Origin of the sequence: Amycolatopsis sp. 2-15 (genome assembly GCF_030285625.1) — a bacterium.
GTDB classification, from domain to species: Bacteria; Actinomycetota; Actinomycetes; order Mycobacteriales; family Pseudonocardiaceae; genus Amycolatopsis; species Amycolatopsis carbonis.
Genome location: NZ_CP127294.1, coordinates 3766713 through 3783769 on the forward strand (window position 1 = coordinate 3766713; position 17057 = coordinate 3783769).

Genomic DNA, 17057 nt, shown 5'->3' on the forward strand with positions numbered 1-17057 from the left:
GTCTGGCGGGCGGAGCCACCTGCCTCAAGCGATTTTCGCGGGTTCAGCGGGTGATGAGGGACGCGAAGGCGGCGCGCACGTCGGCGTCCGAGGCGTCGACCGGCATGTCGGACGGCGGGCCGAGGTCGGTGTAGCCGTAGGAGGTGTAGGAGACGGACGGGGGGCAGCTCGTGCCACCGATCTCCACCTTGGTGTCGGCGACGAGTTTGCCGGTGCGGAGCTCGTAGGCCTTGAGAGGGATGGCGATCTTGTGGAAGGTCACGTCGTCGGGGAAGCCCTTGAACGTGCCCTCGTACTGGCAGGTGCGGACGGCGGTGCCGTTGGTGTCGTCGCCGGCGCAGACGATCAGGACGGCCTTCGTCGGGTCGGTTACCCGCCAGCCGGCGGGGAGGCGGTTGGTGAAGTCGTCGTTGCCGGAGAAGATCGCGTGGTTCGTGCCCTTGCCGTACGGCGGCGCGGCGCTGTAGGGGGCAGGCTTGGTGCAGTACTCGGGTGCGCTGGTGTTCGACAGGAGGCTGCGGACGTTCGCCAGTTCCCCCGCGACCTTGGCCTTCTGGTTGCCTTCGGTGGCTCTCGCGGCGACGGCGCTGTGCGGGTACTGGTCGAGCGCCTGCTGGTACCGCGTGCGGGCGTTCTGCCAGTCGCCGGTGGCCAGCAGGCCGTCGGCGCACGAGACGAGGGCGCCGGGCCGGGTGCGCTCGACGACGGCCGTGGCTTCGTGGCGGGTCCGCAACCAGTCGGTGTCCACGGCGAGGTCACACGGGTTCTGCGCCGGCAGCTTGGTGAGGAAACCGTCGAGCACGACGTCGGCCATGCGCTCGTTGCCGGGCAGGTCGGTGCGCACTCCGGCCAGAATGTCGAAACCGGTCCTTAGCTGACCAGGGTTGCCGGGCAGGCCGTCGGTCAGTGCCTCAGCCGCGGTGTGGAGCCGGCCGCACGCCTGGGCCGTCGCATCTCCGGCGGCAGCCAGCGGCGCGTCGGCGAGGCGGTGGCCGAACCACACGCGGTCGAGCGCCCCCTCGGCCTTGGCGCAGTCGCCACTTTCGCGCGCGTCAGCCACATCCCGGGCGATCCCGACGGCATCGAACCGCAGCAACGCCGCCACCACGAGCACCGGCACCGCGACGGCCAGCGCCACCACCCAGTCCCGCCACCCGTTCTGCGCCGTCGGCCCCGCGAGGAACCACCCGTGCACGATCCCGGCCGCCCACCACACCAGCACCACGATCTCGAACCACACCGTCGGGAACGCCGTCACCAGCAGCACCGCCGGCACGACCGTGCCCACGACGTTCGCGACCGCCAGCCCTCGCCGCCCCTGCAGCAGGTACCCGACCCCCAGGAACGACGCATTCCCGACCGCCACGGCGGCCGCACTGGCCCCACGCACGGGCACCCACGGCGGTTCGAACATCGGCTCCCTTTCCCCACCACACGACGACCGCCGCCGATTGTGGCCACCCGCCCCGGGAGGGGTCCCGGTGCCCGAAACCGGCGACCACAGCCGGACGAGTGTCGTCCGGCGCGATTGTCGGGGCGGGGTTGGCTTGTCGGCCGGAGGTGCCATGTTCCGGTCACGAGTTGCGACTCCGCTCGGTCGCCGGCCCGGGTCGCGGGCCGGATGTCACGGAGCCGCCCCTCTCGAGAGGTGAGTGAGTGGCGCGGCGGAGTTCGCGGTCGAAGCCGGGCAGTGCGAACCTTCCACGCCGCCGGGTGTCACGGATCCTGGCTTCTCAGGAGTTGCGGCTCCGCTCGGTCGCCGAGGTCGGTGAGTGGCGTGGCGGAGTTCGCGGCTGAAGTCGGGCCGTGCGAACCGCGACGTCGTCGGGCGTGCTGAAGCCGCCGTGCACGAGTGGCCGCGCGAATTCGACGGCCTCGGCCGCCGTGTCGGCGGGCAGGTCTTTCTCCTTGCGTCCCCACATGCCCGCCATGGTGCCCCCCACCCCCGACAAAAACGGCGGTTATCCTGGAACGTCCGTGCGGCGAGGAGCGAAACGATGGTTGTGGAGAAGGCGACCCGGACCTACCGGATGAGCCGGCGGGCCGACGCCATGGAGGACACGCGCCGCCGGATCACGGAGGCGATCGTCGAGCTGCACGGGTCGATCGGCCCGGCGCGCACGACCATCGCGGGCATCGCCGAGACCGCCGGGGTGCAGCGCCACACCGTCTACCGCTACTTCCCGACCGAGGAAGACCAGCTCGCCGCGTGCTCCGCGCACTTCTGGTCCGGCATCCGCGCCCGGATCTCGAAGGCTGGCGGGCGATCGGCGAGCCGGCCGAGCGCATCACGTACGCGCTGAAGCAGCTCTACGCCTTCTATTCCGAAGTGGAACCGATGCTCGTCAACGCCCTGCGCGACGCCGTCGAGATGCCCGCCGTCGAGCGCGCGCTCGGGTCGATGTCGGCGTTCCTCGAAGACGCCACAAGCCTGCTCTCGGCGGGCTGGTCGCCGGCCCGCGGGCGCAAGCGGTTCGTGGTCGCGGCGGTGCGCCACGCGCTCGCGTTCGACACTTGGCGCTCACTGGTGCGCGAAGCCGGCCTGAGCACCAACGACGCCGCGAAGCTCATGGCCACCATGGTCGCCGCCGCGAAAACCACGCCCTGACAACGGAAAAACGGCGTCGACAGGACTCAAGCGGCCCGGCCGGGCACCAGATCCCGGGCGCCGTTTCGCGATTCGTGACCCGGCATACCGCGCCGACGCCTTCGTCTCATCGCTGATCGGGATGGTGCCCTCACCGTCGGCGTGCGAAGGCCCGTACGGCGTGCCCGTCGCGAACTGCACGGGGTCCGCACCTCCTCGCCCGCACCCTCCGCGCCGGCCGCGTACTCCTGTGCCAGCAGCGCGAAACTGTCAATCATTCGAGTGCACACAGATGGTCGATGAAAGCTAGAGCACGCTGTGCATCCGCCGGTAGCCCGTCGGCGTGGTGCCCACCTCACGGCGGAAGATGATGCGGAAGTTCGCCGCCGTCCCGAAACCGGTGGCCGCGGCGATGCGCTCGACCGGCCAGTCGGAGGTCTCCAGCAGCCGACGTGCGCTGAGGATGCGGTGGTGAACGACCCAGCGCATCGGCGACATGCCCGTCTCGAGCTCGAAGTGCCGGATGAACGTGCGGCGCGGCAGGTTGCTGCGTTCGGCCATGCGCTGCACGGTGATCGGGTCGCCGATGTGCTCCATGACCCAGCTGCGCGTGGCCGAAAGATCCGTGCGCGCGGCGGTGAGCACGTCGACGTACTGCGGCTGCGCGCCGCCTCGCGCGGGGGAGGCCACGACCTCCTTGCCGGCCTCGTGGGCGGCCGCCACGCCGAAGTCGGTGCGGATGAGGTGCAGGCACGCGTCGATGCCGGCGCCGGCCCCCGCGGACGTGAGGAATTTCCCGTCCTCCACGAACAGCTGGTTCTCCAGCACGCGCACCGCCGGGTACTGCTCGCGCAACGCGGCGAGGTAGCGCCAGTGCGTGGTCGCCTCGCGGCCGTCGAGCACGCCGCTCTCCGCGAGCGCGAACGCGCCGGTGCAGATCGCCACCACGCGGGCACCGCGCTCGGCGCCGAACCGGATCACGTCGAGGTACTCCTCGGGCAGCGGGACCTCGGGTTCGTCGTATCCGGGTACGATCACGATGTCGGCCTCCGGCGCGTCGGCCAGCGAATGCGTCGGCGTGATGCCCATCGGCGAACCCGTGGTCTCCTTGCCGCACACGAGCACCTGGTAACCCTCTTGCCGGCCGAGGATGTGCGCGGGGATGCTGAAGTCGAGCCCCATGACCCGGGGCACGGCCAGCAGCGCCACGACCAGCTTCGTGCGGGGCAACGGACTTCTCCTCGGATCGCACCGGAACCAACTGCCGCCAGGCTACCCGCAGTGGCACGATCCTTGCCCATTCTGGCATCGAAACGGCTGGTGAGAGCCGTCTGCTCGCTCGTAGTGTTCGGTCTCGACGAGGCTGCAGGAAGGCGGAAACCCCCATGAGTGAGCCGATCGAGAGGACCACGGAGAACTTCGGGGTGCCGTGGGAAGGTATTTACGGCTACGTCCAGGCCGTGAAACACGGCGACACCATCTACGTCTCCGGCCAGCTGTCCCACGACGGTGACCAGCTCGTGGCGCCCGCGCCCGTGGATGCCAACGGTGCCGTCACCGACTTTTCCGCCATGGAAGAGCAGATGCGCCGCTCGTACGTGAACGCCGCCGAGCTGCTGAAGCGCTTCGGCGCGACACTGGCCGACGTCGTCGAAGAGGTGCTCTACGTCCTCGACATCGACGCGGCCTTCGCCGTGGCGGGTCCCGTGCGCAAGGCGGCCTACGGACGGGAGGACCCGCAGGTCGCCAGCACCCTGGTCGGCACGACGCGGCTCGCCTTTCCCGAGCAGCTCGTGGAGATCAAGCTGATCGCTCGGGTCTGACTCGTCCGTGGAGCGCCCTCGCCGGGGGATCCGGTGGGGGCGCTCAGGCGGCGTCGTGCACGGAGTCGCGGCCGGCGTCCACGAAGAACGCCATGCCGATGACGCTCGGCGGTCCGAAGAGGACACCCAAGGGTCACGTCCGGCGATTCACTCGCGAAGATCACCGTGGCACCGTTGCTGACACTGCTCATCGTGCACTCCGGGTGGCGTTCGGCGTTCTTCACGCAAGAGCGGCTGCGCGGCAAGCGCAAGGGAGATGCGGTCGGCGCGGCTCAGGTCTGGCGACGGTGACGAGCGGGATCTCCGGCGTTCTCGAGCCCGGTGCTCAGGTCACCGGCATGGAAGTCCCACCGAACCCGCGGTATCAGACGAGCTGCGGTTGCAGTTCCTCCGCGGCTTCCCGCAGCACGGGCAGCACGCGTTCCCGCATGTCCGCCTCGGAGATCCGCTCGACGCTCGTCCCGAGGTTCAGCGCGGCGATCGGCGTGCCGTCCCAACGGAGCAGCGGCACGGCGGCCGAGTGGAAGCCCGCCTCGACCTCGTGGGCGACGTAGGCGCACCCGGCCTCGGCCACCTCGGCGACCTTTTTCTCCAGCGCGGCCACGCCGGCGTCGTCGAGGCCCGCGTGACTGACCAGGTGGCGGTGCCGGCGCTCGGCGTCGAGGCCGCTGAGCAGCACGAGTCCCAGCGCGGACTGCGCGGCGGGCACCTGGAAGCCGATGCCCTCGCCGATCGGCAGGGTGTGGCGCGGCAGGGCCCGCGCGATCATCACCGCCGCCGGTCCGTCGAGGACCGCCGCGGTGCAGGAGGCCTGGAAGACCTCGGCCAGCCGGTCGCACTGCGGCTGCAGCACCTGGCTCACCGGGTTGGTCGTGAGGTAGGCCGATGCGAGCGTGAGCACCTTCGGAGCCAGGCGGTAGGCCTTGTCGTCGGCGACGACGTAACCCATGTGCGCCAACGTGAGCAGGGCGCGGCGCACGGTCGCGCGGGGAAGTTCGAGTTTGCGGGCCAGCTGTGCCTGCGTGAGCCGCTCCGCGGTGTGGTCGAATGCGGTGAGCACGAGCAGGCCGCGTTCGAGGGCTTCGGAGTAGTCCGAGCGGCTGGTGCCGTCCACTTCGCGGGCTGCCCGGCGGGCCTCGTCCCGGGCGTTGAGCTTCGACACTCCACCAGCTCCGTTCGATTAACGCACACCTTGTCGCGAAATGTAGCACGAACGTCGTCCGGGGCCTTGCGACGACCAACCGCGCGTGCCTACAGTGCTCACATCAGAACCAAATGTTCGTTAATTGAACACAACAGACTGCCGGCTCCCACCACGCTGGACGACGAAGTCGCGAGGAGAACGCTGCCATGCGCGCGGACGACAACCGGAAGATCACCGAGACCGGGCCCGGCACTCCGGGCGGCGACTGGATGCGGCTGTACTGGCAGCCCGTAGCGCTGACCGAGGAGCTCGACACCGAACGCCCGGTCGTTCCGCTGCGGGTGCTCGGCGAGGACCTCGTGCTGTTCCGCAACGCCGACGGCTCGCTGGGCCTCATCGACCGTCGCTGCGCCCACCGTGGAGCCGATCTTTCGTTGGGGCGCCTGGAAGACGGCGGCCTGCGCTGCTACTTCCACGGCTGGCTCTTCAACGGCGACGGGTCCTGTATGGACACTCCGGCCGAGCCTGAGGACAGCAAGCTCAAGGCCAAGGTGAAGATCCGCTCGTACCCGGTGCGGGAGTGCAACGGGATCGTGTGGGGCTACCTCGGTGACGGCGAGCCGCCGAACCTGCCCGCGCTCGACTGCTTCGTGGCGCCGCCGGAGTACACGTTCGCGTTCAAGGGTTACCTCGACTGCAACTGGCTGCAGGCGCTCGAAGTCGGCATCGACCCGGCGCACGCTTCCTACCTGCACCGGTTCGAAGAGGACGAGGACACGGGCGACAGCTACGGCAAGCAGTTCCGCGGCGCGTCGCTCGGCACGAACCTGCCGATGACGAAGATCCTGCGCGAGTACGGCCGGCCCGAGATCCTCAACGCCCGCACCGAATACGGCCAGCGCATCGTCGCCCTGCGCACGCTCGACAAGGACGGCCTCGACGGGTCGTCCACCCACGTGCGCATCACGCACCAGGTGTTCCCCCACGGCATCACGATCCCGTTGAGCTCCACCATGGCGATCACGCAGTGGCACGTGCCGATCGACGACGTCTCCTGCTACTGGTACGCGATGTTCACCAGCCTCGACGAGCCCGTGGACGCCGAAACCATGCGCGCGCAACGGCTCGACGGCATCACGCTCCCGGACTACAAACCGGTGCGCAACCGGGCGAACAACTACCGCTTCGACTTCGAGGAGCAGCGCACGCAGACCTACACCGGGCTCGGGCGCGACATCAACGTCCACGACCAGATGGCGGTCGAGGGCCAGGGTTACATCTACGACCGCAGCCGCGAGCACCTCAGCCGCTCCGACCGCGCGATCGTCACCTACCGGCGGATGGCGTTGCAGGCCATCGACACCGTCGCCGAAGGCGGCAGCCCCGACCTGCTGCTCAAGGACAGCGCGGACGTCGAGAGCCGCGGCCCCATCCCGCTCGACGGCATCGGCCCCACCGGCGAGTGGGAGGACTACTGGGCGAGCTCGATCGCCGACCTGCGCAAGGCGAGCCCGTGGGCTTCTCACCTGCAGGCGGCGCTCGCGACGGGGCCGGCGGGAGTGCCGGGCTCGGCGGTCGAGCCGGATCGTTCCTCGTCGCCCGACGCCTACGACCGCGCGCGGGACTGAGGCCGGTCATGGGGTTCATCGAGAAGTTCGGGCTCTGGACCGAGGAACAGCAGGAAGCGGCGAGAGCCGTCCTGGCGCGGGTCGGCTCGGAGGGCCTGCGGACGATCCGTGTGTCCTTTGTGGATCAGCACGGGATCCTACACGGCAAGACGATCCCGGCGAGCGGGCTGGCCGCGGCGTTCCGGGGTGGGTTGAGCTGCGTGTCGACTTTGCTGTCGAAGGACACATCCGGCACCACCGTGTTCTCGGCCTTCAACGCCGACGGTGGCCTCGGCGTGGCCGAGATGGCGGGCGCGGCCGACGTGGTGATGGTGCCGGACCCCACGACGTTCCATCTCGTGCCCTGGGCCGAGGACACCGCGCGGGTCCTCTGTGATCTGCGGTTCCAGAACGGTGAGCAGGTGCCGTTCTGCAGCCGTGGCGTGTTCCGCACGGCGCTGGACCGCGCGAGCGTCGCCGGGTTCACGTACGTGACGGGGCTGGAGATCGAGTTCCACCTTTACCGGCGGGCTTCACATTTCCCCAACGACGACGGGATCGGCCGCTGCACCACGCCAACGCCGGTCGAGCCGATCAACCAGGGTAACCAGCTGCTGAGCGAGAACCTCGGCGACGAGGTCGAACCCGCCACGCGGCGGATCCGCGAGGTGCTGGAACGGATGGGCATCGAGTTGCGCAGCATCGAGGTGGAGCTGGGGGCCAACCAGCTGGAGGTCACGCTCGACCCCGCCGCCGGCCTCGCTCCGGCGGACGCGATGGTGCTGTTGCGCAGCACGGTCAAGCAGGTGGCGCGGCGCACCGGTTACCACGCGACGTTCATGTGCCGGCCGCAGATCACCGACAGCAAGTCGAGCGGCTGGCACCTGCACCAGAGCCTGGTCTCGCCGGACAGTGGGCGCAACGCGTTCGTCCCGGCCGACGGCGAGGGGGCCATTTCGTTGGTGGGCAAGCAGTTCATCGCGGGTCAGCTCGCGCACGCCAGCGCGGCGTGTGTGTTCGCGAATCCGACGGTGAACGGGTACAAGCGGTTCCAGCCGTACTCGATGGCGCCCGACCGGATCGCGTGGGCGAGGGACAACCGCGGTGCGATGATCCGGCTCGTCGGCTCGGCCGAGGACGGCTCGACGCACCTCGAGAACCGGGTGGGGGAGTCGGCGGCCAATCCGTATCTGTATATGGCTTCGCAGCTGCATTCGGGTCTGAACGGGGTTGAGGGATCGTTGCCGTTGCCACCCTCGGCCGACGATCCGTACACGACCGAAGCCGGGCGGCTGCCGGCGAACCTGGCCGCGGCCGTCGACGCGCTGGAGGCCGATGCCGGGCTGCGGCGGGTGATGGGTGAGCAGTTCGTGTCGTACTACGCCGCGATCAAGCGGGCCGAGGTCGCGCGGTTCGAGCGGACGGTGACAGATTGGGAGCATCGTGAGTACTTCGACCTCTACTGAGCTGTCGTTGCGGGTCACGCGCGTGACTTGGGAAGCCGCGGGGGTGGTGGGGCTTCGGCTGTCCAGCGGTTCTCCGTTGCCGGCGTGGGAACCGGGCGCGCACCTCGACCTGAAGCTGCCGTCGGGACTGGGCCGGCAGTACTCGCTGTGCGGCGACCCGGCCGACCGTCTGCACTACGACCTCGCCGTGCGGCTGGAGGACGCCGGCCGCGGTGGCTCGGCCGAGGTCCACGGCACGGCGCTGGTCGGGCGGGAGCTGCTGGTCGAGCGGGTGCGCAACCACTTCCCGTTGGCGGCCGCCGAGTCGTACCTGCTGATCGCCGGGGGAATCGGTGTCACGCCGCTGTTGCCGATGGCGCGGGCTCTGGCGGAGCGTGGTGCCGAGTTTTCGATGGTCTACTGTGGACACAGAGCCGAGACCATGGCCTTCCGCTCTGAGCTGGCCGCGATCTGTGGTGACCGGGTGTCCTTCGTGGACACTGCGGTTGCGCCCCGGCCGGATCTGAAAGAGCTGATCGGGGGGCTGGCCCCGGGCGCGGCGGTGTACTGCTGCGGCCCGGTCGGTTTGCTCGACAGCGTCACCGAGGTCTGTGCGGCCGCGGGCGTTCGGTGCGAGACCGAACACTTCGCCGCGGCCTTGGCTTCTCTTGACGATTCCGGGGGCGAAGCGGTGGAACTCGAACTCCGCAAGTCCGGCCTGACCGTCGTGGCCGACGCCGACACCACCCTGCTGCAGGCCATCCGCGACGCCGGGGTCGACCTCGAGTCCGACTGCGAAGAAGGCTACTGCGGCACCTGCGAAACCCGGGTGCTGGAGGGCACGCCCGACCACCGAGACGTCGTGCTGTCCAATGCCGAACGCGCGGCGGGGAAGACGTTCTTCCCTTGCGTGAGCCGAGCCTGTGGCCGCAAGCTCGTGTTGGACCTGTGACTACGAGGAGGGAAACCAGGTGGGCGAGGAGAGTCGGACGAAGGTCGCCGTGGTGCAACCGGGGGACGAGTCGGACCAGGTGGCGCTGCCCGGGTTCGGTGCGGTGTTCAAGCTGACGCACCAGAACAACGGCGGCGAGGTCGCGATCCTCGAGCACCCGTTCGCGGTCGGCTCCATCACCGCACCCCACCGCCACACCCGCGAGGACGAGCACTCCATCGTGCTCGCCGGGCACATCGGCTTCCGCTCGGACGACGCCGAAGTCGTCCTCGGTCCGGGCGGCTACATCACCAAACCCCGCGGCGAGCTGCACGCCATGTGGAACGCCGGCAAAACCCCGGGGCGCATCGTCGAGATCATCACCCCCGGCGGCTTCGAAACCTACTTCCGCGAACTGAGCGACCTCCTCCTCGCCCACGCCGACGGCACCCTGGGCGACGCGAAGAACCTCCACGAAACCGACGAGTTCGCCCGCCTGGCCACCAAGTACGGCCTGACCTACGGCACCCCCGACTGGCTGGACGACGTCGTCCAACGCTACGACCTCGACGCGCCCAGCCACTGACGGCTGGTCTTTCGCGTCGGCCGCTGGACCTCGTCGCCGGCCTGGCCGCCGAGCCTGAGCTTCGTTGCCGGGCCGATCGCGAGTCTCGTCGGCGCGGCTGGCCGTCGCACCTCTGCCGAGCCTGCCCGTCCCGCCTGGTTGGTGGTTCCGGCGGCCGCGGGCTTGGTTGCTGAGCCCAGTCCGCGGTGAGGTCAACGCGGACAGCCACTGCGACGGGCGACCAACTCGTCGCGGCCGCTGGACTCGTCACCGCTTGGCCGCTGAGCCTGAGCTTTGTTGCCGGGGCGACCGCGAGTCTCGTCGACGTGGCTACCGCGCCTCGCCGAATCTGCCCGCTCAGTCTGCGTTCGGTTGGTGGTTCCGGTTACCGCGGCTTGGTCACGGGACTGGCCGCCAGGCCCGGTTCCGCAGCCAGGTCTGCGCGACTGGCCACTGACCGCCGGGCACCCGCCTCGACCCCTGAGTCTGAGCTTCGTTGCCGGGGCGACCGCGAGTCTCGTCGGCGCGCTCGCCCGCCGCGTGTGCGCGACCAGGCGAGCGTGCCCGGCCGCTGCGGTCCGCCCGGAGAGGTCAGTTCGACGCGTCCGCCGTGTCGTCGGGGCCGTCGTCGAAGACTGCCAGGGCGCGGCGCTGCTGGAGGAGGCGGAAGACCGCGTCCAGTTCGGACTCGAGTTTGGTCAGGCGCGCTTGTTCGTCGCGCGACAGGCCGCCGCCGTGGTGCATGGCGCGGGTGCGGAGGTCGTGTTCCTCGTCGAGAAGAGCCGCGAGGCGATCGGTGATCGCGTGTGAAGTCGTGCCCATGTCACCCACTCGTTCGAGCCGGCCCGCGCCGGGTCGGGGTGACCCGGCCGGGATGACGTGAAATGCGAAGATCCCGGCCGGGCGTGGGCATCAGGCCACCTTGGCCAGTGTCGCCCGGGCGGTGGCCACCACGGCCTCGGGCGTGAACCCGAACTCGCGGAACAGCGTCGCGTAATCGGCCGAAGCGCCGTAGTGCTCGATCGAGACGATAGCCGTCCGGATCCTCGGACCGTGCGATGTCGGTATGGTCTTCGATCGAGATGTCGTTGTCGTCGTAGAACACGATCAGGGCCGCCGGCTGCCGGCGGCCCGCGATCGACGACGGCTCGGCGAGGATCCGCTGGATGTACGGCGGGAGGCTGGTGTGCCCGGCGGCCAGGACGAACCGTTCGCGCGCCGGCCACGACGGGTCTGCCGGGTCGGGGCGCCTCTCGCGTGGGAAAAGGGTATAGGCCGGCGGCGCGAGGCCGGGGTGGCCGCTGCCGGTCCGCTCCACGGCGTCGGCGGCGAGCACCCGGACGGTGTCCACGGCGCGGGTGTCGGTGGCCGTCCAGCCTTGCGGAAGGCGGGTGGTGACGGTGTCGGCCACTGCGCTCAGACTTCCCCTGCGTAGTCGGGATTTCCGCCCGTTGTGCACCCGCGCCGAGCCGGCTCCGCGTCGCCCGGCGGGCTTCCGGGCGGCGCGGTCGGTCACCGGGCTCGACTGTAATGAGCCGACGTGAGCCCCGGCAACTCACCGTGGGGCTGCTCTCAGCGAATGACTCAGCCGTGTGACTATTCGGACCAGAGTGGTTCGGGAACGGACACGCCGAACTCGCGGCCCCACCGGTTGCGGCTGCTCACCTCGTGCACGGGGCGGCGGTTCGCGGCGACGCCCCACTTGCCGCGCGGGTAACCCATCGCGAGCATGGCCGTGAGCTCCCAGCCCTCGTCCTCGGGCACGGCGAGCAGCTCCATGACCCGGTCGGACTCCAGTCGCAGCATCGTGGTGAGCACCCCGCCGACCCCCTCCGCACGCGCGGCGAGCAGCGCACTCCAGATGGCGGGGTAGATGTTGGCTCCGCTGTGGTTGTCGATGGAGAAGACGAACAGCAGCAGCGGGATCTCGGTGAAGTGGTCGGTCAGGAAGTCCCCGGACTTCGCGATCCGCTTCATCGTCTCGCGGTGCTTCTCGGGATCGTGGATCGGCTGCGCGAACGTGCCGGCCGCGATCTCCTCGTACTCCTTTTCCCGGCAGCGCCGCCAGATCGGGGCGAGTTCGGCCTTGATGCCCGGATCGTCCACGGCAAGGAAGTGCCAGCGCTGGGTGTTGCCGCCGTTCGGCGCCCGGATCGCGGCGTCGAGGATGCGCGCCTGTACGTCCAGGGCAATCGCGTCCGGATGCATGCGCCGCATCATCCGCGTGGTGTAAAGGGCTTCGTGGACGTCCATCGCGGGCACAGGCGGCATGGAGACGATTATGCCCCGGCTTACGTTACAGTCAACGATCGGAACTGATGCGGGTCACCGTTTGCCCGAAGTGGACGCCCGGCGCCGCGGCGCGGGCTTCTTCTCCAGCGCCGGCCAGAGCACGGACACGACCGCCGCGGGGATCTCGGTTTTGGCTTCCCCACGGTAGAACGCCGCGAAGTAGGCGCCGAAGCACATGGTCGCGATGGTGTGCTTGTCGATCTCGTCCCGCACGGCGCCGCTCTCCTGCAGCCGGGTCAGCACGCTTTCGACGAGCTCCACGCGCGGCTCGACGGAATGCTTGCGCAGGATGTCGAGCAGCTCCGGCGTGCGGATCGCCTCGCCCGCGAAGTTGCCCATGAGCACCATGGCGTCCGGGTTGAAATACGCCGGGTCGAGCCGGCGGACGGCCTCCGTGAGCGCCTCGCGCGGCTCGAGTCCAGTGAGGTCGAACGCGTACATGTCGCGCTGCTTGCGGAAACCGTAGTCGAGCGCGTCGACGACGAGCTCGAACTTCGTGGCCCAGCGCCGGTAGAGCGTGGGGCGGCTGACCTTCGCGTCGGTGGCGATGTCGCCGATCGTCATGCGGGAGTAGCCGTCGAGGACGAGCCGCCGGCGTGTGGCGAGGATGATCGCCTCGTCGAGTGCGGCGTCGCGGGGCCGCCCGCCCGGCCGGGGTCCGTCTTCGGTGCCGACCTGCTCGTCTGCCGTCGCTTCGCGTGTCCGCGCCATGGCTCCACCTCGCCGAGAAAACCGATCCGCGAAGCATATCCGATCCGTTACACGACGGTGTTGTTATCCTGATAGTTACGTGTACTAACTGTAATAAAACAGCGCTGGAGGAACGATCGTGGACGTCGAGGACTACCTCCACCGGATCGGCGCGGTCCGCCCCCCGGTGCCGGACCTGGCGGCGCTGCGCGAACTGCAGCGGCGGCACCTCGAAAGCGTGCCGTTCGAGAACCTCGGGTTCTACCTGGGGGAGCAGATCGAGCTGGCGGAGCCGGCGCTGCTCGACAAGATCGTGGGCCGGCGCCGCGGCGGGCTCTGTTACGAGCTCAACGGGGCGTTTGCCCTGCTGTTGCGCGAAGTGGGCTTCGACGTGCAGCTGCTGGCCGGGCGGGTGATGCGCCGGGAGGGGTTCTTCGGGCCGCCGTTCGACCACTTGGCGCTGCGCGTGGAGCTTGACGAACCGTGGCTGGTCGACGTCGGCTTCGGCCGCTTCAGCCTCGCGCCGCTGCGGCTGGCCACAACCGACGTCCAGCTCGATCCGGGTGGCCGGTTCACCGTCGAGCCCGCGCCGCACGGCGACGTCGACGTGGTGTGCGACGGCGCGATCGTCTACCGGCTCGAGCCGCGGCCGCGCGAGCTCGACGACTTCGCCGCCATGGCGTGGTTCCACGAGACCTCGCCCGCCTCGCCGTTCACACAGGGGCCGACGTGCTCGCGCCCGACCGCGGACGGACGCGTGACGATCACCGGGGCCCGTCTCATCGAGACGACCGGCGGGGAACGCGTCGAGCGGGCGCTCGAAAGCGACGCCGCGATCCTCGAGGCCTACCGCGAGCACTTCGGCTTGCGGCTTGACCGCATACCTAGTTTCGTTACAACACTTGACTGTAACTGAACGTGGACGTACGGTTCGAGAACGCCGAACCACAGCGGACCGAACGGAGTCGACGATGACCACGCCCCAGGAGCTGATCGACCGCAGCATCCCGTTCCTCGACGAGGTGAAGAACCGCACCGCGGGCGGGGAGCTCGAGTCCTGGCTCAACACCCGCTACGGACCGGACAGTGAGCTCTACCAGGACCTGGCGCGCATGATCACCGAGGGCGTCGAGGCCGGCTGGGCCGCCAACATCGAGGTCGAAGGCAAGATGTACCGCCGCAGCCGCATCGCCGACCCGCAGGACGTGCTCAACTACTTCAGCATCACGGCCGTCTACATGGACAGCGTCGAGCCGTTCCGCGGCCAGTACCACCAGCACCCCTACGGTGAGCTCAACCTCGTGGTGCCGCTCGACGCCGACGCGAAGCTGATGGGCCCCAACGGCTGGAGCGGCCCCGGCTGGACCGCGCCCGGCCCCGGCAGCCACCACTACCCGGAGGTCAAGGGCGGCGCGCTGATCGCGTTGTTCTACCTGCCCGCCGGCCGGATCTCCTACGACATCCAGCCGCCCGCGGCCTGAACCGGGGAGCCCAACGCCATGAACCCGGCGTCCACGATCGAGGAAGCGATGGCGACGCGGCGCAGCTGCCGAGCGTTCCTGCCGACGCCCGTGCCGCGGGCGCAGGTCGAACGGCTGCTCGCGCTGGCGTCGTCCTCGGCCAGCAACTCCAACAGTCAGCCGTGGCAGGTCCACGTGCTCACCGGTGCCGCCAAGCGCGCGTTGACGGCCGACCTGCTGTGCGCGTATGACGAGGGCCGCCGCGCCGTCGGCGAGTTCGCCTACCAGCCGGCGGCGGACTCGTGGCCCGAGCCGTTCCGCTCGCGCCGCCGGCGCTTCGGTGAAGGTCTGTACTCCGAAACGCTCGGCCTCGCGGCCGACGACACCGCGGGCCGCAGTGGCCACCATCGGCGCAACTACGACTTCTTCGGCGCGCCAGTGGGCCTGGTGCTCACCGTGAGCCGGGCACCACTGCAGGGCGCGCTGATCGACGCCGGTCTGTTCCTCCAGGGACTGATGTTGTCCGCGCGCGGAGCCGGGCTGCACACCTGCGCACAGGCTTCGTTCATCGATTACCACCCGGTGTTGCGCCGCCACCTCACCATTCCGGACGATCACCTCGTGGTGTGCGGAATCGCACTCGGCTATGCCGACGACGACCATCGCCTTGGTGGATATCGCACATCGCGGGAGCCGGTGGAATCCTTCGTCACCTTCTACGATTCCGCCGCCGTGACCCACCAGGCCGAACCGGTGTGACGGTCGACCGCGATCTCGAATACACGACGGTCGGCGGTACCCGGCTGATGGTGGATATCCACCACGCCCCCACCACGGGAGCGCCCGTCGTGCTGTACCTGCACGGCGGCGGGTCGACCCTCGGCGACCGGCGCGGCGAGGCAGCCACGGCGGCAGGCGCCTTGCGCAGAACACGGCGTGACCGTCGTGTCCGCGGATTACCACCTGGCACCAGGGGTGGTGTTCCCGCGGCAGGTGCACGACGTCAAAGGCGCCGTGCACCTGCTGCGAGCGCGGGTTTCGGCGCCCGCCGTTCCTGATCGCACACGGCGACCGCGCCCGGATCGTGCCGCCAGGGGAGGGCCGGGCGTTGCACGACGCGCCCGTGCGGGCCGCGGAACTTCGGGACTAACGCACCTGGTTGTTTCGTTACAGATCATGAACGTATCGAAACAACACCAAGGAGGCCGGAATGTCCGCGACCCCGACCGTGGAGCACTGGTTCGATTTCCTCTGCCCCTTCTGCTACATCGCCCAGGACCGCAACCGGGTGCTCCGCGAACACGGCGTGGTGGTGAACGAACATCCGCTGCAGATCCACCCCGAGATCGGCCCCGGCGGCAGCCTGGCCGGCCCGCGCGTCGGCCCGACCTACGAGTTCCTCGCGCGCGAAGCCGAAGCCGCGGGCCTGCCCCTCGAATGGACGGACCGGATCGCCTACTCGTTGCCCGCACTGGGCGCATACACCACGCTCGACGACCCCGAAGTCGCCGACCGCTTCGCCGCATCCGTGTTCAACGCGTACTTCGGCGAGGGCCAGGACCTCGAATCGCGTGACCTGCTGCTGACGTTGACCGAGCGAGCCGGCGGCGACCCCGAGCTCGTCCGCGCCGCCTGGGAATCGGGCGAAGCGGACCGGGCCGTCGGCCGTTCGGCGATCCTCGCGTACGAGCACGGCGTCGAGGGCACTCCCGCCTGGGTGGCGGGCGGCCGGAGTTTCAGCGGGTTGCGGCCACGTGAATGGTTCGTGACGTGGGCTGGGTCTCTCGGCTGAACCCAGGCCGTCCCACGATCCGTGTCACAAAGGTCTTCGCAGGTCAGCGCGGGTGATAATGTGCGGAAAAGATCACCCGCGCGGCCGATCGGTCCAGTCGGAAAGCCGCTCCACGATGGTTTTGTTCGGCACGGGTGATTCGCTCACCTTCGCCTTCGACGAGTCCCGCCGGCTGCGCATCTCGGCGCCGGCCGACCAGCTGCCGTTGGCCGCCTTCCTCTACACCGACGCGCAGGCCGACGCCCACACTGTGGGGCAGCTCGTCGGCCTGCTCCGCCGAGCCCAGCGCGAAGCCAAGACCTGGCTTGGCAACGGCACTTCCGTGGCGTTCACCGCCGAGGGCGTCGTGCTCGAAAGCCTCTACGGCACCTGGCCGCCCACCGTCGTGCCGCAGCAAGTGTTCTTCACGGCGATCGAGCCCCTGCACCGTTTCCTGCTCGTGTCCGGCGCGCCCCGGCCGAAACGGGCATCACGCGCAAGGCCTCCGAATACCGCAACCTGAAAAACGGCCGCTTCTCCTTCGTCGACCACACCTACTTCCCGCCCGACTGGACGCCCGAGGCCGTGTCCGCGGCCGGCACTGCCGCCTGGTCCTCGCCGGACGTCCTGCGCGACCCCGCCACGGGCGCGTGGTCCGGTTCCTTCGCCGACCTGGAGATCGCCGGCTACCACAACCCGGCGACGGGCGAGGTGCTCACGTATTTCCCTGTGCAGCACTGAT

At 69.6% G+C, this 17057-nt stretch carries 20 protein-coding genes and 1 pseudogene; 13 read left to right on the plus strand and 8 right to left on the minus strand.

Going from position 1 to position 17057, the window contains the following annotated elements:
• Nucleotides 1-43: 43 nt before the first annotated feature.
• Together QRX50_RS18610 and QRX50_RS18615 are read right to left on the minus strand one after the other, a co-directional pair.
• On the minus strand, nucleotides 44-1414 hold the full coding sequence (locus QRX50_RS18610) for a tol-pal system YbgF family protein (RefSeq protein WP_285973205.1): 1371 nt from the start codon (nucleotides 1412-1414) through the stop codon (nucleotides 44-46).
• A 319-nt stretch (nucleotides 1415-1733) separates the two neighbouring features.
• Nucleotides 1734-1922, minus strand: coding sequence for a hypothetical protein (locus tag QRX50_RS18615; RefSeq protein WP_285973206.1), 189 nt, complete (start codon nucleotides 1920-1922; stop codon nucleotides 1734-1736).
• Nucleotides 1923-1997: 75 nt separating this feature from the next.
• Here QRX50_RS18615 and QRX50_RS18620 point away from each other — a divergent pair, with 75 nt between their 5' ends.
• Both QRX50_RS18620 and QRX50_RS18625 read left to right on the plus strand, forming a co-directional pair.
• Nucleotides 1998-2303: a TetR/AcrR family transcriptional regulator gene (locus QRX50_RS18620; protein WP_285973207.1), complete on the plus strand. Its 306-nt coding sequence runs from the start codon at nucleotides 1998-2000 to the stop codon at nucleotides 2301-2303.
• A complete protein-coding gene (locus QRX50_RS18625; RefSeq protein ID WP_285973208.1) occupies nucleotides 2210-2608 on the plus strand; it encodes a hypothetical protein in 399 nt (132 codons plus the stop codon). The genes QRX50_RS18620 and QRX50_RS18625 overlap by 94 nt, the downstream gene beginning before the upstream one ends.
• 285 nt (nucleotides 2609-2893) lie before the next feature.
• On the opposite strand, the gene QRX50_RS18630 is transcribed toward QRX50_RS18625, so the two are convergent.
• Nucleotides 2894-3817 (minus strand): GlxA family transcriptional regulator, encoded by a 924-nt coding sequence (locus QRX50_RS18630; RefSeq protein ID WP_285973209.1) that lies wholly within the window; start codon nucleotides 3815-3817, stop codon nucleotides 2894-2896.
• 155 nt (nucleotides 3818-3972) lie between these two features.
• Between QRX50_RS18630 and QRX50_RS18635 the strand changes: the two genes are divergently transcribed.
• Nucleotides 3973-4410 carry a Rid family hydrolase gene (locus QRX50_RS18635; protein ID WP_285973210.1) on the plus strand — a complete coding sequence of 146 codons (438 nt, stop codon included), beginning with the start codon at nucleotides 3973-3975 and terminating at the stop codon, nucleotides 4408-4410.
• Nucleotides 4411-4774: 364 nt separating this feature from the next.
• Here QRX50_RS18635 and QRX50_RS18640 read toward each other — a convergent pair whose 3' ends face one another.
• On the minus strand, nucleotides 4775-5572 hold the full coding sequence (locus tag QRX50_RS18640) for an IclR family transcriptional regulator domain-containing protein (RefSeq protein WP_285973211.1): 798 nt from the start codon (nucleotides 5570-5572) through the stop codon (nucleotides 4775-4777).
• Between the two features lie 188 nt (nucleotides 5573-5760).
• On the opposite strand from QRX50_RS18640, the gene QRX50_RS18645 reads away from it, so the two are divergent.
• The 4 genes from QRX50_RS18645 to QRX50_RS18660 are packed head-to-tail and all read left to right on the plus strand — an operon-like array spanning nucleotide 5761 to nucleotide 10123.
• Entirely contained in the window at nucleotides 5761-7182 is a 1422-nt protein-coding gene (locus QRX50_RS18645) for an aromatic ring-hydroxylating dioxygenase subunit alpha (protein WP_285973212.1), read from the plus strand.
• A gap of 8 nt (nucleotides 7183-7190) precedes the next feature.
• Nucleotides 7191-8627 (plus strand): glutamine synthetase family protein, encoded by a 1437-nt coding sequence (locus QRX50_RS18650; protein ID WP_285973213.1) that lies wholly within the window; start codon nucleotides 7191-7193, stop codon nucleotides 8625-8627.
• A complete protein-coding gene (locus tag QRX50_RS18655; protein ID WP_285973214.1) occupies nucleotides 8605-9558 on the plus strand; it encodes a PDR/VanB family oxidoreductase in 954 nt (317 codons plus the stop codon). Before QRX50_RS18650 ends, QRX50_RS18655 begins: the two co-directional genes overlap by 23 nt.
• A 19-nt stretch (nucleotides 9559-9577) precedes the next feature.
• Complete coding sequence (locus QRX50_RS18660; RefSeq protein WP_285973215.1) at nucleotides 9578-10123, plus strand: cupin domain-containing protein; 546 nt, start codon at nucleotides 9578-9580, stop codon at nucleotides 10121-10123.
• A 570-nt stretch (nucleotides 10124-10693) separates the two neighbouring features.
• On the opposite strand, the gene QRX50_RS18665 is transcribed toward QRX50_RS18660, so the two are convergent.
• The 4 genes and pseudogenes from QRX50_RS18665 to QRX50_RS18680 form a co-directional block, all read right to left on the minus strand.
• Complete coding sequence (locus QRX50_RS18665; protein ID WP_285973216.1) at nucleotides 10694-10924, minus strand: DUF2630 family protein; 231 nt, start codon at nucleotides 10922-10924, stop codon at nucleotides 10694-10696.
• A 211-nt stretch (nucleotides 10925-11135) separates the two neighbouring features.
• Nucleotides 11136-11513, minus strand: a pseudogene (locus QRX50_RS18670) (thiamine pyrophosphate-binding protein); the annotation flags it as partial.
• A gap of 185 nt (nucleotides 11514-11698) precedes the next feature.
• Nucleotides 11699-12373, minus strand: coding sequence for a nitroreductase family protein (locus QRX50_RS18675; protein WP_285973217.1), 675 nt, complete (start codon nucleotides 12371-12373; stop codon nucleotides 11699-11701).
• A 54-nt stretch (nucleotides 12374-12427) separates the two neighbouring features.
• Nucleotides 12428-13105 (minus strand): TetR/AcrR family transcriptional regulator, encoded by a 678-nt coding sequence (locus QRX50_RS18680; RefSeq protein WP_285973218.1) that lies wholly within the window; start codon nucleotides 13103-13105, stop codon nucleotides 12428-12430.
• Between the two features lie 118 nt (nucleotides 13106-13223).
• Here QRX50_RS18680 and QRX50_RS18685 point away from each other — a divergent pair, with 118 nt between their 5' ends.
• The 6 genes from QRX50_RS18685 to QRX50_RS50325 all read left to right on the plus strand — a co-directional run bounded on the left by QRX50_RS18685 (nucleotide 13224) and on the right by QRX50_RS50325 (nucleotide 17056).
• Nucleotides 13224-14000, plus strand: a complete 777-nt coding sequence (locus QRX50_RS18685; RefSeq protein WP_285973219.1) for an arylamine N-acetyltransferase family protein — start codon at nucleotides 13224-13226, stop codon at nucleotides 13998-14000.
• 55 nt (nucleotides 14001-14055) lie between these two features.
• Entirely contained in the window at nucleotides 14056-14565 is a 510-nt protein-coding gene (locus QRX50_RS18690; RefSeq protein WP_285973220.1) for a DUF4863 family protein, read from the plus strand.
• An 18-nt stretch (nucleotides 14566-14583) separates the two neighbouring features.
• Nucleotides 14584-15303 (plus strand): nitroreductase, encoded by a 720-nt coding sequence (locus tag QRX50_RS18695; RefSeq protein ID WP_285973221.1) that lies wholly within the window; start codon nucleotides 14584-14586, stop codon nucleotides 15301-15303.
• 451 nt (nucleotides 15304-15754) lie between these two features.
• The gene (locus QRX50_RS18700; protein ID WP_285973222.1) at nucleotides 15755-16336 is read left to right on the plus strand and encodes a DsbA family oxidoreductase; all 582 of its coding nucleotides are present in this window, start codon (nucleotides 15755-15757) and stop codon (nucleotides 16334-16336) included.
• Between the two features lie 115 nt (nucleotides 16337-16451).
• Complete coding sequence (locus QRX50_RS50320; RefSeq protein WP_434533284.1) at nucleotides 16452-16838, plus strand: hypothetical protein; 387 nt, start codon at nucleotides 16452-16454, stop codon at nucleotides 16836-16838.
• A 62-nt stretch (nucleotides 16839-16900) separates the two neighbouring features.
• Nucleotides 16901-17056 carry a hypothetical protein gene (locus QRX50_RS50325; RefSeq protein WP_434533285.1) on the plus strand — a complete coding sequence of 52 codons (156 nt, stop codon included), beginning with the start codon at nucleotides 16901-16903 and terminating at the stop codon, nucleotides 17054-17056.
• The last annotated feature ends 1 nt before the right edge of the window (nucleotide 17057 follow it).